The sequence below is a fragment of the Streptomyces anandii JCM 4720 genome, from assembly GCF_014650655.1.
Taxonomy (GTDB): Bacteria; Actinomycetota; Actinomycetes; order Streptomycetales; family Streptomycetaceae; genus Streptomyces; species Streptomyces anandii.
On sequence record NZ_BMVJ01000014.1, the window covers coordinates 99,164 to 121,502 of the forward strand.

General features: G+C 73.2%; 16 protein-coding genes and 1 pseudogene. 11 read left to right on the top strand and 6 right to left on the bottom strand.

The window, feature by feature from the left end:
• A pseudogene (locus tag IE249_RS40290) lies at window positions 1-126 on the top strand (DUF6215 domain-containing protein); the annotation flags it as partial.
• Window positions 127-325: 199 nt separating this feature from the next.
• Here the strand turns inward: IE249_RS40290 and IE249_RS24085 are convergent.
• The gene (locus IE249_RS24085; RefSeq protein WP_373304436.1) at window positions 326-4,414 is read right to left on the bottom strand and encodes a beta-galactosidase; all 4,089 of its coding nucleotides are present in this window, start codon (window positions 4,412-4,414) and stop codon (window positions 326-328) included.
• A gap of 670 nt (window positions 4,415-5,084) precedes the next feature.
• Between IE249_RS24085 and IE249_RS24090 the strand changes: the two genes are divergently transcribed.
• Window positions 5,085-6,560: an extracellular catalytic domain type 1 short-chain-length polyhydroxyalkanoate depolymerase gene (locus tag IE249_RS24090; RefSeq protein ID WP_189707798.1), complete on the top strand. Its 1,476-nt coding sequence runs from the start codon at window positions 5,085-5,087 to the stop codon at window positions 6,558-6,560.
• Between the two features lie 89 nt (window positions 6,561-6,649).
• Here IE249_RS24090 and IE249_RS24095 read toward each other — a convergent pair whose 3' ends face one another.
• Window positions 6,650-6,889, bottom strand: a complete 240-nt coding sequence (locus IE249_RS24095) for a DUF2249 domain-containing protein (protein WP_189707800.1) — start codon at window positions 6,887-6,889, stop codon at window positions 6,650-6,652.
• Between the two features lie 140 nt (window positions 6,890-7,029).
• Here IE249_RS24095 and IE249_RS24100 point away from each other — a divergent pair, with 140 nt between their 5' ends.
• The 3 genes from IE249_RS24100 to IE249_RS24110 are packed head-to-tail and all read left to right on the top strand — an operon-like array spanning window position 7,030 to window position 9,022.
• Window positions 7,030-7,380 (top strand): metal-sulfur cluster assembly factor, encoded by a 351-nt coding sequence (locus IE249_RS24100; protein ID WP_229859161.1) that lies wholly within the window; start codon window positions 7,030-7,032, stop codon window positions 7,378-7,380.
• Window positions 7,377-8,531, top strand: coding sequence for a DUF8744 domain-containing protein (locus IE249_RS24105; protein WP_229859163.1), 1,155 nt, complete (start codon window positions 7,377-7,379; stop codon window positions 8,529-8,531). Before IE249_RS24100 ends, IE249_RS24105 begins: the two co-directional genes overlap by 4 nt.
• Before the next feature lie 17 nt (window positions 8,532-8,548).
• On the top strand, window positions 8,549-9,022 hold the full coding sequence (locus IE249_RS24110) for a hemerythrin domain-containing protein (RefSeq protein ID WP_189707802.1): 474 nt from the start codon (window positions 8,549-8,551) through the stop codon (window positions 9,020-9,022).
• A gap of 36 nt (window positions 9,023-9,058) precedes the next feature.
• Here IE249_RS24110 and IE249_RS24115 read toward each other — a convergent pair whose 3' ends face one another.
• Entirely contained in the window at window positions 9,059-9,535 is a 477-nt protein-coding gene (locus IE249_RS24115) for a hypothetical protein (RefSeq protein ID WP_229859165.1), read from the bottom strand.
• Window positions 9,536-9,672: 137 nt separating this feature from the next.
• Between IE249_RS24115 and IE249_RS24120 the strand changes: the two genes are divergently transcribed.
• Complete coding sequence (locus tag IE249_RS24120) at window positions 9,673-12,366, top strand: multicopper oxidase domain-containing protein (protein ID WP_189707804.1); 2,694 nt, start codon at window positions 9,673-9,675, stop codon at window positions 12,364-12,366.
• A gap of 114 nt (window positions 12,367-12,480) precedes the next feature.
• Window positions 12,481-12,843: a DUF488 domain-containing protein gene (locus tag IE249_RS24125; protein ID WP_189707806.1), complete on the top strand. Its 363-nt coding sequence runs from the start codon at window positions 12,481-12,483 to the stop codon at window positions 12,841-12,843.
• 19 nt (window positions 12,844-12,862) lie between these two features.
• On the opposite strand, the gene IE249_RS24130 is transcribed toward IE249_RS24125, so the two are convergent.
• The 3 genes from IE249_RS24130 to IE249_RS24140 form a co-directional block, all read right to left on the bottom strand.
• Window positions 12,863-15,241, bottom strand: coding sequence for an APC family permease (locus tag IE249_RS24130; RefSeq protein WP_229859167.1), 2,379 nt, complete (start codon window positions 15,239-15,241; stop codon window positions 12,863-12,865).
• An 84-nt stretch (window positions 15,242-15,325) separates the two neighbouring features.
• Complete coding sequence (locus tag IE249_RS24135) at window positions 15,326-16,672, bottom strand: PP2C family protein-serine/threonine phosphatase (protein ID WP_229859168.1); 1,347 nt, start codon at window positions 16,670-16,672, stop codon at window positions 15,326-15,328.
• A gap of 56 nt (window positions 16,673-16,728) precedes the next feature.
• Window positions 16,729-18,387 carry an aldehyde dehydrogenase (NADP(+)) gene (locus IE249_RS24140; RefSeq protein ID WP_229859170.1) on the bottom strand — a complete coding sequence of 553 codons (1,659 nt, stop codon included), beginning with the start codon at window positions 18,385-18,387 and terminating at the stop codon, window positions 16,729-16,731.
• 60 nt (window positions 18,388-18,447) lie between these two features.
• Between IE249_RS24140 and IE249_RS24145 the strand changes: the two genes are divergently transcribed.
• The 4 genes from IE249_RS24145 to IE249_RS24160 are packed head-to-tail and all read left to right on the top strand — an operon-like array spanning window position 18,448 to window position 22,337.
• Entirely contained in the window at window positions 18,448-19,650 is a 1,203-nt protein-coding gene (locus IE249_RS24145) for an NAD(P)/FAD-dependent oxidoreductase (RefSeq protein ID WP_189707808.1), read from the top strand.
• Window positions 19,647-19,973, top strand: coding sequence for a (2Fe-2S)-binding protein (locus IE249_RS24150; RefSeq protein WP_189707810.1), 327 nt, complete (start codon window positions 19,647-19,649; stop codon window positions 19,971-19,973). Before IE249_RS24145 ends, IE249_RS24150 begins: the two co-directional genes overlap by 4 nt.
• Window positions 19,966-21,411 (top strand): FAD/NAD(P)-dependent oxidoreductase, encoded by a 1,446-nt coding sequence (locus IE249_RS24155; protein ID WP_189707812.1) that lies wholly within the window; start codon window positions 19,966-19,968, stop codon window positions 21,409-21,411. The genes IE249_RS24150 and IE249_RS24155 overlap by 8 nt, the downstream gene beginning before the upstream one ends.
• A 29-nt stretch (window positions 21,412-21,440) precedes the next feature.
• Complete coding sequence (locus tag IE249_RS24160) at window positions 21,441-22,337, top strand: dihydrodipicolinate synthase family protein (protein ID WP_189707814.1); 897 nt, start codon at window positions 21,441-21,443, stop codon at window positions 22,335-22,337.
• Window positions 22,338-22,339: the final 2 nt, after the last annotated feature.

Sequence of the window (22,339 nt, forward strand, 5' to 3'; positions counted from 1 at the left end):
AAGGACAAGGGCGGCTCCTACGACTTCACCGTGTGGAGCGAATCCGGCGCCCTGCCGGACGACAGCGTCCTCCTCCACATCGCCGAGAAGGTCATCCCGGCAATCCCGGAACGAACGGCCCGCTGAGGGCCGCCCGCGCCGCCGCTCGTCAGGACCCGTGCCCACGCTCGGCCCTCATCCCGCGCTGTACACGGCTGCCCTGCCGAACCGCCAGCAGCAGCGCGCAGGCCGGACCGCGGCAGGGCGTCGGCGAGCCGCACCTGCTTCCCGGGGTGCCGGCGATGCCGACGGCGGGGCCGGCACGGGTGCGTGCCGGAGATCCGGTCTAGCCGCACGTCAGGGTCGGCGTCGCCCAGTCTCCGTGGTCGTTTCCGTTGCCGTCGCCGGCGTCCCCGACCTTGAGGTCGACCACCTCGGCTCCGCGCAGGTCGACGTCGATCGGCACCGCGGCCTGTCTGCCCCGGATCACCGGCGTGGTGACCAGGGTCCTGCCGTCGGCGATCACGGAGAACGTCACGCTTCCCGCGCCGCCCGTCTCGTCGTCGACGCCGACGTCCGCCGTGAGCCGGGAGCACTTCCCGGCGAGGTAGAGCTGGACGTCGCTGACCGAGTTGGTGCCGAGGCCCTTGGCATGGGTGACACCGGCGATTCGCAGGGGACGGCCGTCCCCGGACGCCTGCTCGCCGACGCTGGTGTCACGCTCCACCGGGCCCCAGCCGTTGGTGGAGGACAGGAACGGCAGGTCGCTCACGGCACTCCGGCCGGCCGGGGGAGCCGGCGGGATCCCGCCGACGATGCGTTCGTCGCCGGCGGCGGCCTGCCGTCCCCTCTGCGTGTAGTGCACCGTGGTGGTGAGCGCCGAGGCGGAGGGGAGTTCGCCGTCCGGCGGCCGCACCTTCCAGGTGAAGGTGGCCGACGCGCCGGCTCGCAGGTGCTCGAGCGACACGGGACTCGTGGCCGTCGTGCTCCAGCCGTCGGGTGCCGACAGGGAGACCGCCAGCCCAGACGCGGACGGTCCGTCCTTCGGCAGCCGCACCGTCGTCTCGGCCGTGAAGACCCGCGCCGGCTGAGCGGTGTCCGGCACGTTCAAGGAGACGTCCGCGCCGGGGCGCTTGGGCATCGCGTACTTCTCGCGGTCGTAGCGGGGACTGCGGTTCTGCGCGACGCGCAGCGACGAGGCGTGGCTGCCGTAGTCGGTGAGCGCGACCTCGCCGAGTCCGCCGGTGCTGCCGTCCAGGTTCCACACGGCGATGGCGACGCTGTTGCGGCCGTTGGGGTCGAGGATGCCGTTGGGGACCGGGAAGGTGTGCTGCGGACCGAGGTAGTTGACGTAGTTGCCTACCTGCCAGCCGTTCACGAAGATCGTGGCCCGGTACTTGCGCGAGGGGTCGTCGGTGAACGTCAGCCCGAGCGAGGTGTCCTGGCCGTGCGGGAGGTCCAGGGCGACGTCGGTGCGGTACCAGGAGACCCCGGGACGGGTGTCGGCCGTCGGCAGGGAGACCGGCTTCCAGCCGGCGTCCGGGTAGCCCGGCAGGGACCAGCCGGCCCGCTCGCCGTACAGGCCGCCCGTCGACAGCGGGCCGCGCACCGTGTCCTGCGGGTCTTCGCCGCCCCGTACGCCCTGCAGCCGCCAGGTGACGGTGGTCAGCGGCGCCCCGACGAGGGAGGCGCTGGTCAGGCCGCGTGCGGTCTTGTTGCCGTTGGCCGAGTTGTAGTCCTCCTCGTGGCCCATGTTCACGGTGAGCACGGAGATGACGTTGTCCGACCCGGACTTCACCGTTCCGGCCGGGAAGGTGAAGTCGGCGCTGCCCGTGGTGGAGCTGCCCAGGAAGGTGCCGTTCAGCCATGCGGAGAATGCCTGCGCCTTGCCGCCGGAGTCCGAGACCAGGTGGACGCCGGTCTCCTTGCCGGTGGCGCGGAAGCGGCCGCGGTACCAGGTGTTGCCGGTGTGGAAGCCGTAGTCGTCGGCGTAGAGGACCGGCAGCGAGTTGACGCCGGAGACGCTGTTGGTGGTCATCTTGTCGGCCACATGCCAGCTGGAGTCGTCGAAGGCGGGGGCCGCCTCGGGGGACTCCTCGGCGTGCTTCCAGTTCGTCAGGGCCGGCAGGCGGACCGGGGCGGCGACGGGTATCTGCCCGGTGAGGCTGCCCGTCGCGGTGGCGTGGGTGGTCAACGCCCGTCCGTTCCAGGTGACATGGCGGGCCGAGGTGAACACCTCGATGTTCTTGTCGTCGGCGTTGTCCCCGGTGAGTGCCACGGTGCGGCCGCCGTCCCCGCTCGTCGCCGTGCGCAGCAGGTGGGTGCCGCGCACGAGCACCGGGCCGGTCGCCGTGTCCTGGCGCCAGAAGGTCCTGGCCGTGGCCTTGTCGCCGACGAGCAGCAGCAGCGGGCGCTTGCCGTCGCCGCTGATGCTGACGCGGATCAGGCCCTCGTGGGTGTAGTCGAGCCGCAGGTCGCCGGTGGCCGGGTCCCAGGTGGTCGTGACCGGGCCGCCGCTGGAAGTCACCGTGGGCTTGGCGGCGTAGCGCAGGACGGTCTCGCCGTCGCTGCCGGGGTCTCCGTAGAGCACGGCGACATCACGGTCGCCGATGGCCGCGTGGGTCATGATCTCCGACGTGGAGTACTGCAACTGTGCGTCCCCGAGCCGGTAGTTGGCCACGATCACGTGCGAGTCGCGTCCGTCGAGCGTGATCGCGGTGCCCGGCTGCTGGGGTACGACCGGGTAGGTCGCTTCCGTGGCGGCGGAGCCCGTCGGCACGTCGATGGCGTCGACGGCCACGAAGTCGTCCGTGGACGAGGAGCTGTGGCGTCCGGCCACGACGATCCTCAGGGTGTGCGCTCCGGCCGGCAGGCCGGTCTTCTGGAAGATCACCGCCTGGTTCTCGCCGCCGGAGTCGTCGACCGTCGCCACCTTGGCGCCGTCGAGGTAGACGTCCGCGAAACCGTGGTTGTCCGTCTTGGAGCCGATCCAGCGGATCGCGGTGCCGTCGAAGGGGACGGTGAGCGAGTCGCCGGCCTTGTCGGAGAAGGACTCGGTGTGCTTGTAGTCGCCGCCGGTGTAGCTCTGGTCGGCCACGTGCGACCACGAACCGGCGTACTGGAGCGCGGAGTCGGGATCGTCCCAGGTGTAGGTGGTGCCGGCGGACGGCTGGGCGTCGAAGTCCAGCGAGATGTGGGTGCTGTCGGCCGACGTGGAGGTGGAGTCGCCGTGGCGCAGCACGTGGAACTGCGTCCTGGTGTCCGGGTTCATCCGGGCGGTGTCGACGACCGCGGAGTCGTCCGGCGGCGTGGCCCTGATCGCCTCGGTCTTGGTCAGCGGGGCCACGGACTGGGTGAAGTACCCGATCAGCTTGTCCTCGTAGTACTTGGGATCGAGCCGGCGGTTCTCGCGGATCGCGGCCCCGTAGTCGTACGACGTGTAGTTCTGCGGCATGCCCAGCCAGCCCCAGTTGGTGCCGCCGTAGGTCATGTAGAAGCTCTGCGCGGTCGCGCCGACGGCGATGTTCTGCTTGTAGAACACGTCGGCGAACCGGTCGTTGATGAGCTGGGCGCACTTGTCGTAGCCCGGTCCGCCCCACGGGTCGAAGGCGCCGCCCTGGAACTCGGGCGAGTACAGCGGCTTGCCGGCCGGGTGGTCGTAGCTGATGTCGGGGACGCCGTTCCACTTCGAGGGCGTCGAGCAGTTGAAGCCCTGCGGGTAGGAGTCGGGGCCGTCGACGTCCAGGGCCGCCGTACCGGAGTTGAAGGTGCCGTTGTTGTTTCCGGTCAGCGGTACGGTGATGCCGTCGGCGCGGGCCTTGTCCTCCAGGTGCTTCATGTACGAGCGGCCGGCGTCCGAGCCGTTGTAGTACTCGTTCTCGACCTGGTAGGCGATCACCGAACCGGTGCCGTTGGTCAGTTGGTGGCGGGCGACGATCCGGTCGATCCGCGTCAGCCACTCGTCCGCGTACTTGAGGAACCGGGGGTCGTCACTGCGGTTGCGCCCGGCCTCGGTGGTCATCCAGCCGGGCAGGCCGCCGCTGTCGACCTCCGCGTTGATGTACGGAGCCGGGCGCGCGATGACGTAGAGCCCGGCCTCCTCGGCCATGTCGAGCAGCCTGTCGACGTCACGCACCCCGCTGAAGTCGTACACACCCGGCTTCGGCGAGTGGTATCCCCAGTCGAAGTACAGGGACGTGGAGTTGAAGCCGGCGGCCTTCATCTTCTGGAAGATGTCGCGCCACAGGTCCGGGCTCGGCAGCCGGAAGTAGTGGAACTCGCCGGACCACAGGTAGGTGCGCCTGCCGTCGACGAGGAACGAGTAGCCGTCGAGGCTCACCGTGTGCGCCCGCGGGCCGGCGGCGGGAGCCGTCGTACCGCCGGCGCCCCGTGCCGCGGCGGGCGCGGCCGTGCCGGCGACCGCGCCGGTGGTCATTCCCGCGGTCAGGGCGATGGCCGCGGCGGACGAGAGGACCGCCCTCCACCACCGACGGCGGGCGGGTCTCGCGGCTTCTGAACCCATCCGATCACTCCGCACTGCGCCTCCATACCGGCTGAGCAATCAACATCCAACAGACTCGGGCAAGTTCGAACAGTAGGGCCGCGCAAGACACAACACAATGGGGCGGGAGAACACCGCCCTGATGACAGTGACAGTTGCGCCACTCAGAGTGCGGCGCCCGTCTCCTCGGCCAGTGCGTGCGGCAGGCGGGTCCGGAACGCGGTGTCGTGCACGGCGGTGCGGCTCCCGCAGCCGGCGGTGGTACCAGTAACCGCCGCTCGTCAGGGCCCGCGGATCGTCGCCGGCGGCGAGCCACGCCCTGACTCCCGCGCGATCCCGGCCGTCGCCTGCCCGCGCGGCGCCATGGGCCGGGCGGCCATGCCGGGGAGTCGGTTGCTGGGTGCCGCTCACATGTCGGGGGTGGGCCGACCGGTCGTACGGTCCGCTTCGAGCAAGCCGTACGACAGCGGGCCGGGCGCGGCCCGGTGCCGCGTCGGCCGCGAGCAACCGGTGCGGAAGGGATGCCGGTGAGGCGGAACGGTGCGGCGAGGCCGTGCCGCGTCCTCCCGCCTCCCCCTCCCCACCTCTCCGCGGAGTCGCACCCATGCCTCACTCCATCCGGCGCGGTTTCTTCCGGCGCACCGCACTGGCCGCCGCCCTCGGCGCCTTCGCCGCGGCCCTGACCGCCGTCACCCCGCTCGCCCCGTCCACGCCGGCCGCGGCGGCGGCCGGCACCTTGCAGCAGGTGACCGGCTTCGGCTCCAATCCCGGCAACCTGACGATGTACGAGTACGTCCCCGTGGGCCTCCCCGCCAACGCCCCGCTGGTCGTCGCCCTGCACGGGTGCACCCAGTCGGCGAGCGACTACCACGCCCACTCCGGCTGGCAGAAGTTCGCCGACCAGTGGAAGTTCGCCGTGGTCTACCCGCAGACCGGCACGGCCAACAACAGCCTGTCCTGCTTCAGCTGGTTCGACTCGGCCAAGGACACCCGGGGCAAGGGCGAGGCGGCGTCGGTCAAACAGATGGTCGACAGCGCCGTGGCCCGGTACGGCTCCGACCGCGGCCGCGTCTACGTCACCGGCCTGTCCGCCGGTGGCGGCATGGCCGCGGACCTGCTCGCCGACTACCCGGACGTGTTCGCCGGCGGGTCCGTCGACTCCGGCCTCCCCGCGCAGTGCGCCACCACCCAGGCGGCCGCCTCCGGCTGCCAGTACAACGACCAGAGGCTGACCCCGGCGCAGTGGGGCGACAAGGTGCGCGGCTCCTACCCGGGGTACACCGGACCGTGGCCCCGCGTCGCGGTCTGGCAGGGCTCCGCCGACACCACCGTGGCCCCGGTCAACGGCGGCGAGCTGCGCGACCAGTGGACCGACGTGTGGGGCATCGGCCAGACGCCCTCCAGCACCCGCGGCCTGCCCGGCGGCGCCACCGAGAGCGACTACGACGACGGCGGCGGCAGGCCCGCGGTGGCGCTGTTCTCGGTCTCAGGGATGGCGCACGGCCTCGCCGTGGACCCCGGCCCGGGCCCCGACCAGTGCGGCGCCACGGGCACCTACTACCTGGACCACATCTGCTCCAGCTACTACACGGCGAAGTTCTGGGGCCTGGACACCGGCGGCCAGGGTGGCGGCACGGGTTCACTGCCCGCACCGTCCGGCCTGACCGTGACCGGCACCACGGACAACGCGGCCTCCCTGTCGTGGAACCCCGTGAGCGGCGCGGCCTCGTACACCGTCTACCGCGACGGCGCGAAGGCCGGCTCCGCAACCGGCACCACGTACACCGACACCGGCCTCACCGCCGGGACCGCCTACGGCTACACCGTCGCGGCCGTCGACTCCTCCGGCGCCCAGGGAACGCCCTCCGCACAGGTCACGGCGACGACGACCGGAGCCGCGCCCCGGTGCTACACCGACAACAACTACAACCAGGTCCGCGCCGGCCGCGCCCACCAGAGCGGCGGCTACGCCTATGCCAACGGCTCCGACCAGAACCTGGGCCTCTACACCATCGCCATCACCCACACACTGAAGGAGACCTCCCCGGCCTACTACGTCATCGCGGACACCGGCTGCTGAACGCGGCGCACCGGGCCGCCCCGCACCCCGCGCCGGCCCGGTCGCCCGGTGGGCAGGCCCCGAACGAGGCCGCTCTCCCACCCGGCCGGTCAGCCGGCGATGCGTCCGATGCGGACCTTCCACACCTCCGGGCCCTGCTCCAGGTACTGCCACGTGAACTGGTCGGCGTGCTCGGCGGCGAACTGGTAGTACAGCGGCTTCGGGTCGTGGTCGTTGACCAGGACGAAGTGCTCACCGGGGGCGAGCGCGCCGTAGGTGGCGAAGATGAGCTCGTGCCGGCGCGCGGGAATCTCCTCGCGGACGTCCAATTCGGTGCTGGCTGTGGTCATGGTCTTCTCCTGTCTCGGATCAGCCCTGTCTCGGTTCGGCCTGTCTCGGTTCGGCCTGGGCTCGGCTCCGACTTGTTTTTACAATATCACTCGTTAAAAATGGGCCCGGGTGGTGCTCGCCACCTGCGAAGGGAGGCGTCATGACACGCCAGGGCAAGCCGCTCGATGTGGCGGCGATGGCCGCCGGGCCGGTGACCGACGATCTGGTGCTCGACCTGCTGGGCGACGTGATCGACCCCGAGCTGGGCGTGGACATCGTCAACCTCGGACTGGTGTACGGCGTCGACATCGGCGCCGACGCGGTGGTGGTGCGCATGACGCTCACCACCCCCGGTTGCCCGCTGCACGCGTACCTGGACGACGAGGTCAACCGCTGCCTGGCGCAACTGCCCGGCGCGCCCCAGGTGTTGGTGGACCTGGTGTGGGAACCGCAGTGGGAGCCTCGGATGATGACCGACGAGGCCAAGCGGGCGCTCGGGTGGTTCCGGTGACCCGAGCGGCCCAGACGGCCCCGGCGCACCCGGTGCGCCCGCCGGCCCGCCCCTCGGGACGGTCGGTCTGGGCGCCGCCCGTCATGGCACTCGGCGCGGTGTCGCTGCTGGCCGGACTCTGGGCGGGGCTGCTGCGCCTGGGCCTGCGCGTGCCCGCCGGTCACACGGACCTCGCCGAACTGCACGGCGTGCTGATGCCATTGGGGTTCCTCGGCACGCTCATCGCTGTGGAGCGTGCCGTCGCACTGCGGCAGGGGTGGGCATGGCTGGCCCCGGCCGCCTGCGGCACCGGCTCGCTGTGGCTGATCGCCGGGCTGCCGGCCTCCACCGGCCAACTGCTCATCGCTGTCGCCGGGTTCGGGCTGCTGGCGGTCTTCGCCGAACTGCACCGCATCCAGCCCTCCCTGCACAACGCCGTCCAGGCCGCCGGCGCGGCCTGCTGGTGCGTGGCCGGGATGCTCTGGCCGGCCGGCCGGGACCTCGGCGTACTCGTGCCGTGGCTGGCCGGGTTCCTGGTCCTCACCATCGCCGGTGAACGCCTGGAGCTGTCCCGTCTGGTCGCGCTCACCGCGCGCGGCCGCGCGCTCTTCACCGGCACGGTGGCGGTGCTGCTGGCCGGCCTCGGCGGCTCGGTCGCGGCGCCGGCGATCGGTGTACGGGTGGCGGGAGCGGGCCTGCTCCTTCTCGCCTGCTGGCTGGCCGCGTACGACATCGTGCGCCGGACCATCCGGATGCGCGGGGTCACCCGGTACATGGCCGTCGCGCTCGCCACCGGATATGTGTGGCTGGCCGTCGCGGGCCTGCTGTGGTCGGTGTTCGGCCGGCAGACCGACGGCCACGCCTACGACGCCATGCTGCACGCCGTGTTCCTCGGCTTCGTCTTCTCCATGGTCTTCGCGCACGCCCAGGTCATCGTGCCCGCGGTGCTGCGGGTGCGGCTGCCGTACCACCCGGTCGCCTACCTGCCGCTCGGACTGCTGCACGCCTCGCTCGTGCTGCGGCTCGTCGGTGGCGACGCCATGGGCGGCACGGCTGCCTGGCAGGCCGGCGGCGTGGCGAACGAGGTGGCCGTCCTGCTGTTCCTGGCCCTGACCGCGGGCACCGCGATCAGGGCTCGGCGCGGCAAGAACGATCCAGTTGGTGTCAGTTGAAGACCGAGGAGGGCCCGATGGGCATCGAGACAGTGGCCGAGGCGCTGGAGCGCGAGCATCACGAGATCGACGGGGGCATCGAAACGTTCACCGCCGCTCTCACCGGCGTCGCCCCCGACCCGGGGCCGCTCACCCGCGCGGTGGCGGCCCTGCGCCGGCACATCTACCTGGAGGAGGAGTTCCTCTTCCCGCCCCTGCGGGCGGCGGGACTGGTCATGCCCGTGTTCGTGATGGTGCGCGAGCACGGGGAGATGTGGAAGATCCTGGACGCGCTCGACGACGAGCTGCGCGACGGAGCCGTCGGGGCGTCGGTCCCCGGCCTTCTGCATGACCTCCAGGAGCAACTGGAGGCCCACAACCCCAAGGAGGAGCAGATCCTCTACCCGCAGACCGAGCGGGTGCTGAGCCCGGCCGCCAGGAGCGAACTGCGGGAACTGCTCGAGGCGGGGCGCACCCCCGCCGGATGGGTGTGCGAGGCGCTCCGGTCCTGACACCGGCCAGAGAGGCGTACGAGGCCGCCCCGGCGGTCAGTTGGGCCCGATCCGGGCGAGTACCAGCCCGGTCGGGACGCTCACCAGCAGCACGACCACCAGCAGCCGGAAGCCGTACAACTGCCACCGCCGCGACTGCGCGCCGTGCCGGACACCGCCCCGGACCGCGTCGGCCAGCAGCGCCAGGCCGGCCACCAGGACCACCCCGCCCAGGTCCACCAGGGTCAGTACGCCGGTCAGCGTGCCGATCAGTACGGCGGCGTTGCCCAGGTTCCACGTGCCGGCCTGCGCGAGCACGCGACCGCGCGCCGGCGGACGGGGTGCGAGCGCGGCCTGACCCCAGCCGAGGGCGACCTGCGCGACACCGGCCACCAGCACCAGATACGCGGCCGCCCAGGACCCGTGCGTCGACGGCGCCGGGGCCGTGGCGGCGGCGACGAGACCTCCGGCCACCACGCACGCGATCCCGGGCGCGGCGAACGGCGCCATCGCGAACCTGCGATCAGCGTCCATAAAAACAACTCCATCGGCAGAACTGGCGGAACCAGCGGGACTTGTAGACCTTCGGGTCGAACGTCCCTTGCGCGGGACAGCCCGACATAGTTTCTACTATGAGCATTGTGAAAACAAACAGCAGGTGGTTGAGCGGGTTGACTGAGCATGGACCGGAAGCGGTGCCGAGCTACCGGCGCCCGCCGCTGACCGAGGGCGGCTCGTCCCGGCGCCGCCGGCACGCCGTGGCCGCGGGCCTGATCGCCGCCTACCTCGTGGCCGCGGTCTGTGTCGTCGCCGCGCACCGCCTGGTGGCCGTGCCGCAATGGCTCGCGCTGCACCTGCTGGTGCTCGGCGCGGCGAGCAACGCCGTGTTCGTCTACAGCCGGCACTTCGCCCAGGCGCTGCTGCACGCGCGACCGGGATCCGAACGACCTGCCCACGTCCGGCTGTCCGGCTTCAACCTCGGTGCGGTCGCCGTCCTGACCGGCATGTCGACGGGACTTCCGTGGCTGGCCGTGACCGGCGCGGTCCTGGTGGCCGCCGCGGTGATCGCGCACACGGCCGGCCTGGTCGCCATGGCGCGGGCCGCGAGCCTGTCCGGGCGGCTGCGGATCGTGGTGTGGTACTACGTCGTCGCCGGCACCGCGCTCGTCGTCGGCGTGACCCTGGGCGGCCTCCTGGCCGGCGGTACGGCGGCCTCGGCCCGCTGGGAGCGGGCGCTCGTTCTCGCGCATGCCCACCTGAACCTGCTGGGCTGGCTCGGCCTGGTCGTGGTCGGCACCCTGTTCATGCTCTGGCCCGCCGTCCTGCGCACCCGCATGGCCGACACCGCGCCGCGCTGCGCCCGGCAGGTCCTTGCGGTCGTCGTCGCCGGTCTGGCGGTCGCGGTCACCGGCGCGCTCCTGTCCGGGTCGTTCACCTGGGCGCACTGGACGGCCGCGGCCGGCATGGCCGGCTACGCCGCCGGTGTCGTGCACTCACTGCGGCCCGTCGTCGCCGAGATGCGGGCCAAGCCGCCGCGCACGGCCGCCCCCGTGGCGCTCCTGGCCGGCACCGGCTGGCTGCTGAGTGCCCTGGCCGTCGACGTCGTGGGCCTGGCCCTGGGCGGCACGACGGCCGCCGAACTGCTCGGGCGGCTGCTGGTGCCCATGCTGGGCATCGGCGTGATCGCCCAGATCCTGACCGGCGCGCTGACCTTTCTCCTCCCCGTCACGGTCGGCGGCGGACCCGCCGGCAACCGCCGGATGACCGAGGTACTGGAGTACGCCTGGCTGCCCCGCGCCCTCTTCACCAACCTCGGGGTGCTCCTGCTGGCCGTGCCCACCACGGGCGGGCCGCGCGTCCTGGCGTGGACCCTCGTCCTCATCGGGACCGGCTCGTTCCCGGCGCTCGTCGTCGCCTCCCTGCTCGCGGTCCGCCGGCGGGCCACCGCCACCGGAGCCGACACCGCGGGCACCGCCGACACCGCAGGCACCGGCGGAGCGACGGGCCGGCGCGCGCGCCCGGCCGGACGCACCACCCTCGCCCTCGGCTCCGTGATCGCCGTCCTGGCCGTGCTCGCCCTCATCGGCACCGGCACCGGCGTCTGGCCCGGCCACACGAACGACACGACCACCGGAGCGGCCAGTGGTCCGGCCGCGACGGCGAAGTCCGGCGTCCCCGTGGCCGTCACCCTGGACGAGTTCAGCGTCACCCCCTCCACCATCACCGTCGCTCCGGGCACGGACCTGACCCTGACCGTGCACAACGCCGGCGGGATGAACCACAACCTCCTCCTCGACGGCAAGCACGGCACCAGGATGCTGGCCCCCGGCGGACGGCAGACCGTCGACCTGGGCACCGTCACCCACGACGAACAGGCGTGGTGCACGGTCATGGGCCACCGCGCGGCCGGCATGGTCCTCACCGTCCGCACCACGACCTCCACCGCCCCGCCCGCGGCCACCGCGCAGGATCCGTCCGTGCCCGGCATGGACATGAGCGGCGGGCAGTCCTCCCCGGCACCGGCCCGGCGGCCCTACGACGCGACTCTGCGCCCGGTCACCGGTGGCACCGAGCATCACGTGACGCTGCACGTCGAGCAGGCCACCGTCGAGGTCTCCCCGGGAGTACGGCAGCGGGTCTGGACCTACAACGGCACCGTGCCCGGCCCCGTACTGCACGGCAGGGTCGGGGATTTGTTCACCGTGCGCGTGATCAACGACGGAGACATGCCGCACTCCATCGACTTCCACGCGAGCCAGGTCGCACCGGACCGGGCCATGCGGGACATCCCGCCGGGCGGCGAACTGACCTATCAGTTCCGCGCGGACCATGCCGGAGCCTGGCTGTACCACTGCGCCACCGCACCGATGATCCAGCACCTCGCCATGGGCATGTACGGCGCGGTGATCATCGATCCGCCGACCTTGGCCCCGGCCGCCACCTCGCAGGTGCTGGTGCAGTCCGAGTACTACCTCGGCCCGAAGGGCGGTGTGCCCGCCATGTCGAAGCTGCTCGCGGCCGACCCGGACCTGGTCGTGTTCAACGGCTACGCCGACCAGTACCGCCACGCCCCCATCGACGTGCCGGCCGGGAAGCGCGTCCGGCTGTGGCTGGTCGACGCCGGCCCCAACGAGCCGAGCGCCTTCCATGTCGTCGGCGCCCAGTTCGACACGGTGTTCAAGGAAGGCGCCTACCAGCTGAAGCGCGGCGACCCCGCCCACGGCGCGGCCCAGGAACTGGACCTGCAGCCCGGCGAGGGCGGTTTCGTGGAGTTCACCCTTCCCCAGCCCGGCACCTACACCTTCACCACGCACCGCCTCGCAGACGCCGAACGCGGCGCCATGGGCACCCTCGTCGCCAGGTGACCGGGCGCGGTTCGCCGATAGACTGGACGCGGCAGAACCACTCGTACGCGGTGAGCTACGAGCCGTCCACCGGCTCCCGGCCGGGGCGGCCGATCTGGTTCGGAGGGTGCCGTCATGGCCAAGCGGATCACCTACCGGCGGATCTACGAGGAGACCACTCCCGCCGACGGCAAGCGGGTCCTGGTCGACCGGGTCTGGCCGCGCGGCGTGCGCAAGGACGATGCGCATCTGGACGAGTGGCTGCGCGAGGTCGCCCCGTCCAGCGATCTGCGCAAGTGGTACGGCCACGAGCCCAGCCGTTTCACCGAGTTCCGCCGCCGCTACCTGGCCGAACTGCGCGACGCCGGACACCGGCAGGCCGCGCGTCATCTGCGGGACATCGCCGCGCACGACAGGCTCACGCTGCTGACCGCCACCCGGGACGTGGACCACAGCCAGGCCGCCGTGCTGGCCGAATGGCTGGCGAAGAAGGAGTGACCGCCCGCGCGGAGCGTCCTCATCCCTGGTCGCCGCCGGGGGTGTCCTGGTCTTCGCCGGTGGTCTTCACGATGCTGTAGGCGGGGTCGCTCATGACCAGCGCGCCGTCGCCGGCGCGGGTGTGCGCGCGGCCGGTCAGGCGCAGGAGCAGCCCGGCCGCGAGGTCGGGGTGGGCGTCGTGCCACTCCAGGCCGAGGCTGCCGGTGCTGTCGGTGAGGGTGGCCAGCAGGACCCGCCGGTCGCCGCGCTCCTCGTCGGTGAGGCTGTGCAGTCTGCCGTCCACGGTGACCGGGCATCCCGGCCGCACGGCGGCGATGGCGGTGGTGTCCGGTTCGGAGTGCGGGGCGTTGTGCTCGGTCAGGGGCTCGGGAGGCACCCCGGCGAGGCGGTCGCGCAGCCGTTCCAGGCGGCGGGCGAGACGTTCCTCGGGCAGCTCGGGGAATCGCTGCCGGATCCGGGCCTGCACGTCGTAGGGCACGATGGTGGCGACGGCGTGGGGGAGATGGTTGACGGCGTGCGCGATGCGGTCGGCGGTGCGGTCGTGCAGCAGCCGCCCGGACAGGGGCGAGTAGCCGCGCCGCGGCAGCAGTACGGTGACGCCGGTGTTCCCGCCTTCCCCCGCGGCCTCGAGGATGAACTGCGCGGCGGCGTGGACCAGGCGCCGGTCGGGGCAGTCCACGATCTTCAGCGGGGCCGTGATGCCCAGCTCGTCCCAGCGGGCGCGCAGACGCTGGGCGTGGGCGGCGTCCAGCATGAAGTGCACCGCCTCGGCGTCCATCAGGCGCAGGCTGTGCGCGTAGCGCAGGGCTTCGAGGACGGCGAGGTCCACGCCGTTGACGAGGACGTAGACGTGGTGGCGGGAGTAGTTGGTCTGCCTCACCGGGTTGCCGCGCACCTCCTCGAGGATGGCGGCCTCGGCCCGGTATTCGTGGTTGACCCGGATCAGCACCACGACCAGCAGCGGGAAGGCGACGACCACCAGCCAGGCGCCCTCGGTGAACTTGGCGATGGCGAAGATCGCCACGACCAGGGTGGACAGGACGCCCGCCGCGCAGTTGACGGCCAGTCTGTACCGCCAGCCGGGTTCACGGTGGGAGAGGTGGTGCCTGGTCATGCCGTAGCCGGCCATGGCGAACCCGGTGAACACGCCGATGGCGTAGAAGGGGATCAGGGCGTTGACCGTGCCTCCGGTGACCGCGAGCAGCGCCACGGCCAGTACGGCGAGCGTGATGATGCCGTTGGAGAACACCAGGCGGTGACCGCGCTTGGTCAGCTGCCGGGGCAGGAAGCGGTCCTCGGCGACGAAGCTGGCGAGGAACGGGAAGCCGTTGAAGCTGGTGTTGGCGCCGGTGTAGAGGATCAGCGCCGTGGCGGCCTGCACCAGCGCGTACAGGACGTGTCCCGTCGCGCCGTACCCGAAGACCGCGCGGACCTCCTGGGAGAGCACCGAGGGGTATCCGGCGGTGTAGGGGGTGGCGTGGGTGAAGTGCGCCAGCAGCGACACCCCGGCGATCAGGAATCCCAGGACGCAGGCCATGACGGTCAGGACGGTGCGGGCGTTGCGCCCTTCGGGCTTGCGCAGCGCGGAGACGGTGTTGGAGATGGCCTCCACGCCGGTCAGCGAGGACCCGCCGTTGGCGAAGGCCCGCAGCAGCACCAGCACCGTGGCACCCTCCACCAGACCCGAACCCTGGTGCACGGGCACGGTGCCGGGCAGATGGGCCGGGTCGTAGACGGGCAGTCCGACGGTGGCCCACTTGACGATCCCGACGACGATCACCAGGCCCACGAGGGCCGAGAACAGGTAGGTGGGCAGCGCGAACGGGCCTCCGGCCTCCCTGATACCGCGCAGGTTCGCCAGGCACAGCGCCACGACCACCCCGATGGTGATCTCCAGACTGTACGGTCCGAACACGGGGAGCGCGGAGACCACCGCGACCGTGCCCGCCGAGGACTGCACGGCCACGGTCACCACGTAGTCGATCAGCAGCGCGGCCGCGGCGACCTGGGCGGTCTTCGGGCCGAAGTTCTCCCGTGCCACCACGTAGGAGCCGCCGGCCCGGGTGTAGACGGTCACCACCTGCCGGTAGGAGGCGGCGACCAGGGCGAGGATCACCAGGATCGCCCCGGTGATCGGGAGCACCAGGGTGAACGCCGCCGCCCCTGCGTAGGGCAGCAGCGCCAGCAGCACCTCCTCCGGGCCGTACGCCGAGGAGGAGATCGCGTCCGGTGAGAGCACGCCGAGCGCGACCTTCTTCGACAGCCGCTCGCGCCGCAGCTGCTCGGTGATCAGCGGGCGGCCCAGCAGCACCCGCTTGAGCGCATAGCCCGCCGATTCCGGCAGCCCCGGCCGTACCGGGGGCAACCCCGGCCGAACCGGCTCACGAGCACCGACCACGCCTGCCGCCTCACTCCCACGCCGGGGACACTGTCCGGGGCCACCGCTTCCGCCGAGGTGCCCACCCTCGCGGGCGGCCGGCCGTCACCGGGGGACGCGCAGGGCGAGTACGGCGACATCGTCGTCGAACACCTGGCGGCTCCGGCTGATCAACGTGTCGCACAGTTCGTCCAGCGGGGCCGTGGCCAGGCGGGCCGCCTGTCGGGCCAGGTCGTCGAGACCGGTGTCGATGTCCTGGCCCCGGCGCTCGACCAGCCCGTCGGTGAACAGCAGCAGGGTGCTGCCGGGCGGGAGAGGGTGTTCGTGACTGAACCGGGAGACCGACGCGTCGATGCCCACCGGGATGCCGTGCTGCGCGGGCGCCAGGTAGCGCGTGCGGCCGTCCGCGCCGACCAGCAGCGGCGGCAGGTGCCCGGCGTTGCTCCATCGGAACGTGTACGGCCCGCTCACTACGCGGGCGCCCTCTCCACGGGCGGCCTCCCCGCGGCCGCCCTCTCCACGGCCCCGCTCGACACGCCCGAGCACCAGGGTGGCCGTGGGCGGGTCGTCGAACATCGTCAGGGCGCGGTCCAGCCTGGCCATGACCTGGCCGGGCGGCTCGTCCCGGTCGAAGGCGAGCGCCCGCAGCATGTTGCGGATCTGGCCCATGAGCGGTGCGGCCTCCACGTTGTGCCCGGTCACGTCGCCCACCACCACGCAGGTCGCGCCGTCGGGCAGGACCACGGCGTCGTACCAGTCCCCGCCCAGCCTGGGCAGTTCGGAGGCCGGTTCGTAGCGGGCCGCGGCCTCGAGCGGCGCGAGGTCGGGAAGGACGGGCAGCATACGGCGCTGGAAGTTCTCGGCGGCGCGTTTGAGGTGCTCGTACAGGCGGGCGTTCTCCAGGCTGACGCCCGCCGCGCCGGCCAGAGCCGTCAGCAGGCCCTCGTCATCGTCGTCGAAGGCGGTGCCGTCGAACTTGTCGGCGACGTAGAGGTCGCCGTAGACGGTGCCGCGCACCATGAGCGGAACACCCATCAGGGTCTTCATGACCGGATGCCCGGGCGGGAAGCCGGCGCTGCGCGGATGCCCGGCCACGTCCGCCACCCGCAGCGGCGTCCGGTCGTCGACCATCGTGTGCAGCAGGCCGTGGCCCTGCGGCAGGCCCATGGCGGCGCACATGTCCGGGTCGTCGATGCCCACGGTCATCAGGTCGACGACCTCGCCGGTCTCCGAGAGCACCCCCAGTGCCCCGTAGCGCGCGGCGACCAGGTCGGCGGCCGCCTCCACGATCCGACGCAGCACCGTACGGGTGTCCATGTCGGCGCCGACCGCCCCGACCGCGTCCAGCAGGTGCCGCAGCCGGTGCCGGTCCAGCGCGCGCCGCGGCGGCCGCACGGCCAGGCTGTCCCGGACCTGGTCCCGCCCGCGCCTCTGCCACGGGTTGTGCACCACGGAGCTTCCTCCCGGCACCGTCGGACGCCCTCAGCATGTCGCCCTGCCCTGCCACACTACGCGCCCACCCGCCCGGAGGCCGACCGCGGTGGCACACCGTCCCGGTGATCGTCCGTGGCGGCGCCCGGCTCGAGTTTGCCGTCGACGAGCCGGGGGACGCCCAGCGGGCCGGCGGCGCGCAGTTCCCCGGGCAGCAGGGCGTCCGGGAAGGACTGGTAGCAGACCGGCCGGAGCCAGCGGTCCACGGCCAGGGTGCCGACGCTGGTCGTGGCGGGAGCGGACGTCGCGGGCCAGGGGCCGCCGTGCACCATCGCGTGGCAGACCTCGACCCCGGTCGGCCAGCCGCCCCACAGGATGCGCCCCGCCCGCTCCTCCAGCACCGGCAGGAGCCGCGCGGCGGTCGCCAGGTCGGCGCCGGTGCCGTGCAGGGTGGCCGTCAACTGTCCCTCGATGCCCTCCAGCAGGGCGAGCAGCTCCTCGGTCCCGGACCAGCGCACGACGAGCCCGGCGGCGCCGAAGACCTCACCGGCGAGGTCGCCGTGGGCCGCGTAGGCCGCCGCGTCGCATTCGAGGACGACGGGGCCCGGCGCGTACGGGCTCTCGCCGGGTACCCCCCGCGCCACCACGCGGACCCCGTCGACGGCCGCCCACCGGCCCCAGCCCTCGGCGTACGCCCCGGCGGTGCCCGGGGTGAGCATGACCTGTCCCGCCGTACCGGCCACCGCCTCGGCCACGGCCGCGCGGAAGGCGTCGCCCGCCTCGCCCGCAGGGAGCAGCAGGAGGCCCGGGTTCGTGCAGAACTGGCCCGCGCCGCTGGTCAGCGACGCCACGTACGCGGCGGCGAGCGCCGGGGGATCGGCCAGCGCGCCCTCGAGCACGATCACGGGGTTGACCGACGACATCTCCGCGTACACCGGGATGGGCACGGGCCGGGCGTTCGCGGCCTCGACCAGCGCGAGCCCGCCGGCCCTCGAGCCGGTGAACCCCACGGCCGTGATCCGCGGGTCGCGCACCAGCGCCTGGCCGACTTCGGTGCCGCGGCCGACCAGCAGCGAGAAGACACCGGCGGGCATTGCGGTGCGCCCGGCGGCCGCGGTGACGGCCCGGGCCACCAGCTCGCAGGTGCCCGGATGGGCCGGGTGTGCCTTGGCGACGACCGGACAGCCCGCGGCGAGGGCGGACGCGGTGTCCCCGCCGGCGACGGAGAAGGCGAGCGGGAAGTTGCTCGCGCCGAACACGGCGACCGGACCGACCGGGATTCTGCGCAGGCGCAGGTCGGGCCGGGGGAGGGGCCGACGCCCGGGGAGCGCGGAATCGACGCGGACGCCGAGCGCGTCCCCGCCGCGCACCAGGGCGGCGAACATGCGCAACTGTCCGCAGGTGCGCGCGCGTTCACCGGTCAGGCGGGCCCTCGGCAGCCCGGACTCGGCCGACGCGAGTTCGAGGAGGTCCTCGCCGAGCGCCTCGATCTCCTCCGCGCAGGCGTCGAGGAAGGCGGCCCGCCGGTGTGCGGGCAGGGCGCGGAACTCCCGCGCGGCCGCGGCGGCCGACCGGGCCGCCTCCGCGACCTGCTCCGGTGAGGCGTCCCGCAGCCACGGGCCCCGTGTTTCCCCCGTCGCGGCCACGGCACCTCGCCAGGCGGGGCCCTCCCCGGGAACGTCACGGCCGGCCACGATCGAGTTCCCGGTCAGCTCCACATGCTCCATCCGCCTCATCCCTCTCGTCCTTCTCATCGTTGTCGTTGTCTTCCGGCGATCAGGTGTATAGCCTAGGCAATGGCATGTGACATTGCACAGTGCGAGGAGGGGCTGGTGACCCAGAAGGTCGTCGTCGTGGGCGCGGGCGTCGTCGGCGCCGCGTGCGCCTTCCACGCCGCCTCGGCCGGCATGGACGTCACGGTCGTCGACCGCGGGCCCGTGGGCGGCGGGACGACGAGCCGTGGGGAGGGCAATGTCCTGCTCTCCGACAAGGAACCGGGCCCCGAGCTCGACCTGGCCCGGCTGAGCCGCGCCCTGTGGGACGAGGCCGCCGGCGAACTCGGGCCGGACACCCTGGAGTTCGAACCCAAGGGCGGCCTCGTCGTGGCGAGCACGGCCGAAGGCCTCGCGGAGCTGCGCGCCTTCGCCGCCCGGCAGGAGGCGGCCGGTGTCCGCGCCGAGCCGGTCGACCGCGTCCACGATCTCGAACCCCACCTGGCCCCCGGCGTCCCCGGCGGAGTCCTCTACCCGCAGGACGCCCAGGTGCAGCCGGTCCTCGCGGCCGCCGCCCTGCTGCGCGCCGCGGTGCGGCACGGCGCGCGTTTCCGCAACGGTGAGGTCGCCGCCGGGGTGACCGGCCCGGACGGCCGGATCACCGGCGTCCGCACGGCGGCGGGCGGCGTCCTGCCCGCCGACGCCGTCGTCAACGCGGCCGGGACCTGGGGCGGCGAGGTCGGCCGCCGCCTCGGCGCACCGGTCGAGGTGCTGCCGCGCCGCGGCTTCGTCCTCGTGACCGAACCCCTGCCGCCGATGGTCCGGCACAAGGTCTACTCGGCCGACTACGTCGCCAACGTCGCCTCGTCCGACGCGGGCCTGGAGACGTCCTGCGTGGTCGAGGGCACGCGCGGGGGCACCGTCCTCATCGGCGCCAGCCGCGAGCGCGTCGGCTTCGACACGACGATGAACCCCGCGGTGGTCGCCCGGCTCGCCGCGCAGGCGTGCCGGCTGTTCCCCTTCCTGCGCGACGTCCACCTGATCCGCGCCTACCGCGGCTTCCGGCCGTACTGCCCCGACCACCTGCCGGTCGTCGGCCCCGACCCGCGGGTCCCGGGGGTCTTCCACGCGTGCGGCCACGAGGGGGCGGGCATCGGTCTGGCACCGGGGACCGGCGCGCTGGTGACGGCCCACCTCCTCGGCCGTCCCTGGCGCGGCGCCGACCCGGCGGCCCACACCGGTCTCCTGCCGGACCGCTTCCTCACCTCGAAAGGTGCCTCGGAGTGAACGAGTTCATCATCGACGGCCGGCCGGTGCCCTTCGTCGAGGGACAGACCGTCGCCGCGGCCCTCGTGGCCGCCGGCCGGGTCGCCTGGCGCACCACCCGCGTCCGGCACCGCCCGCGGGGCGTCTTCTGCGGCATCGGCGTCTGCTTCGACTGCCTGGTGACGATCGACGGAGCCGGCGGCCGGCGCGCCTGCCTGGTACCGGCACGCCAGGGAATGAACGTCACGACCGGCGAGACCGTCACGACCGGCGAGACCGCCGGGACCACCACGACCGTCACGACCGTCACGACCGACACGACCGAGGAGGGCGACCATGAGTGAGCAGGGTGACCTCATCGTGGTGGGCGCGGGTCCGGCCGGTCTGTCCGCGGCGGCCGCGGCCCTGGCCGGCGGGCTGCGTGTCGTGCTGGTGGACTCCGGCACGACCGTCGGCGGCCAGTACTGGCGGCACCCCCCGGAGCACGCCCGAGCGGCGATCCGCACCGATGACCTGCACCACCGGCTGCGCGAGTACCGCGCCCTCGCCGACGCCCTGTCCGCGGCCCGCACTGCGGGACGGCTCGACCTGCGCACGGCGCACCACGTGTGGTCCGCCGTCCGCGAGGACGGCGGATTCGCGGTCCACGCGGCCGACCGTCGCGAGGCGCCCGCCGAGACCCTGGTGGTGCTGCGCGCGCCGAGGCTCCTCGTGGCGACCGGAGCCTACGACCGTCAACTGCCCTTCCCCGGCTGGGACCTGCCCGGCGTGCTCACCATCGGCGGTCTGCAGGCGCTGCTCAAGGGCGGCGGCGTCACGGCCGGCGGCCGGGTGGCGCTGGGCGGTACCGGCCCGTTCCTGCTGCCGGTGGCCGCCGGTCTGGCGGCCCGAGGGGCCGAGGTGGTCGCGGTGTGCGAGGCGGCGAGCCCCCTCGCATGGCTGCGGCACCCGGGTCCGCTCTTGCGCAACCCGGGCAAGTGGGCCGAAGGCGCCGGGTACGCCCTCGCGCTCGCGCGCCACCGGGTCCGCGTCCGCCCGCGCACGGCGATCGTCCGCGCCGAGGGTGACGACCGGGTGACAGCGGTCCGGATCGCCTCGCTGGCGGCCGACGGCAGCCCGCGCCCGGGCACCGAACGCCGGGTCGAGGTCGACGCCGTCGGCGTCGGCTGGGGGTTCGCGCCCCAACTGGACCTGCTCGTCCCCCTCGGCTGCGAACTCACCGCCGCCGAGGACGGCAACGCGGTCGTCGCCGTGGACGACGGGCAGCGCACCACCGTCCCCGGCCTCTACGCCGCGGGCGAGGTGTGCGGTGTGGGCGGAGCACCGCTGGCGGTGGCCGAGGGCCGCCTCGCCGCCGAGTCGGTACTCGCCGACGCGGGAGCCGCTCCCGTACCGGGCGATCCGGCGGTGCGGGCAGAACGCCTGGCCGCCGCCCGCACCACCGTGGCCAGGCAGCGCGCCTTCGCCCGGGCGATGGCCCTCGCCCACCCCCTCCCCGCGGCCTGGTCCGAGTGGCTGACCGACGAGACCGTGGTGTGCCGCTGCGAGGAGGTGACCGCGGGCGCCGTCCGGGCCGCCTGCGCCGACGGCGGGGCGCCGGACCACCGGCAGGTCAAGCAGCTCACCCGGGCCGGCATGGGCTGGTGCCAGGGGCGGATGTGCGGACCGGCGGTGCACTGCCTCGCTGCCCGCGGCCGGCCCTATGTGCCCGCCGAACGGCTGGTCGCGACGCCCGTCACGCTCGGTGCGCTCGCAGGCCTCGACGAAATGGAAGAGCAGTGAGAATCAGCAGCAACGGACAAGGAGCATCCATGACCGGCACCCGCAAGCCCTGGCACGGCGTCATCGTCGCCACCAGCCTCCCCTTCGACGCCGACCTCGCGGTCGACTTCGGCGCCTACGGCGAGAGCGTCGCCTGGCTCGCCGAGCGGGGGCTGCACGGCGTCGCGCCGAGCGGCTCGCTGGGCGAGTACCAGACCCTGACCACCGAGGAACGCGACCGCGTCGTCGAGACGGCCGTCGCGAACGCCCCCGAGGGCTTCACCGTCATGCCGGGCGTCGGCGCCTACGGCGGAGTGGAGGCCAGGCGCCACGCCCAGTTCGCCAAGGACGCGGGCTGCCACGCCGTCATGTGCCTGCCGCCCAACGCCTACCGCGCCGACGACCGCGCGCTCCTGGAGCACTTCGAGATGGTGGCCTCCGTCGGCCTCCCCGTCACCGCGTACAACAACCCCATCGACACCAAGGTCGACCTGCGCCCGGAGCTGCTGGCCAAGCTGCACGCCGAGGGATTCATCGTGGGCGTCAAGGAGTTCTCCGGCGACGTCCGGCGCTGCTACGAGATCGCCGAACTCGCCCCCGGTCTGGATCTCGTGATCGGCACCGACGACACCGTGCTGGAGGTCGCCCTCGCCGGCGCCAAGGGCTGGGTCGCCGGCTACCCGCAGGTCTTCCCCGAGGCCTGCCTCGCCCTCTACAACGCGTCGGTCGCGGGCGACCTCCACACGGCCCTGCCGCTCTACCGCCAACTGCACCCGGTGCTCAGGTGGGACAGCAGGACGGAGTTCATCCAGGCCATCAAGCTCGGCCAGGAGATGACCGGCCGGCGCGGCGGCGCGTGCCGCCCGCCCCGGCAGCCGCTCACCCCGGAGACGGAGGCCGTGGTGCGCGCCGCCACCCAGGCCCTCATCGACAGCGGGGTGCGCTGACG

Excerpts from the sequence above, each read along its gene's own strand:
- IE249_RS24095 (WP_189707800.1), bottom strand. The coding sequence starts at position 6,889 with ATGACCACAGCCAGCACCGAATTGGACGTCCGCGAGGAGATTCCCGCG.
- IE249_RS24090 (WP_189707798.1), top strand. The coding sequence starts at position 5,085 with ATGCCTCACTCCATCCGGCGCGGTTTCTTCCGGCGCACCGCACTGGCC.
- IE249_RS24145 (WP_189707808.1), top strand. The coding sequence starts at position 18,448 with ATGGCATGTGACATTGCACAGTGCGAGGAGGGGCTGGTGACCCAGAAG.
- IE249_RS24160 (WP_189707814.1), top strand. The coding sequence starts at position 21,441 with ATGACCGGCACCCGCAAGCCCTGGCACGGCGTCATCGTCGCCACCAGC.
- IE249_RS24085 (WP_373304436.1), bottom strand. The coding sequence starts at position 4,414 with ATGACCACCGGCGCGGTCGCCGGCACGGCCGCGCCCGCCGCGGCACGG.
- IE249_RS24100 (WP_229859161.1), top strand. The coding sequence starts at position 7,030 with ATGACACGCCAGGGCAAGCCGCTCGATGTGGCGGCGATGGCCGCCGGG.
- IE249_RS24115 (WP_229859165.1), bottom strand. The coding sequence starts at position 9,535 with ATGGACGCTGATCGCAGGTTCGCGATGGCGCCGTTCGCCGCGCCCGGG.
- IE249_RS24140 (WP_229859170.1), bottom strand. The coding sequence starts at position 18,387 with ATGAGGCGGATGGAGCATGTGGAGCTGACCGGGAACTCGATCGTGGCC.
- IE249_RS24110 (WP_189707802.1), top strand. The coding sequence starts at position 8,549 with ATGGGCATCGAGACAGTGGCCGAGGCGCTGGAGCGCGAGCATCACGAG.
- IE249_RS24125 (WP_189707806.1), top strand. The coding sequence starts at position 12,481 with ATGGCCAAGCGGATCACCTACCGGCGGATCTACGAGGAGACCACTCCC.
- IE249_RS24155 (WP_189707812.1), top strand. The coding sequence starts at position 19,966 with ATGAGTGAGCAGGGTGACCTCATCGTGGTGGGCGCGGGTCCGGCCGGT.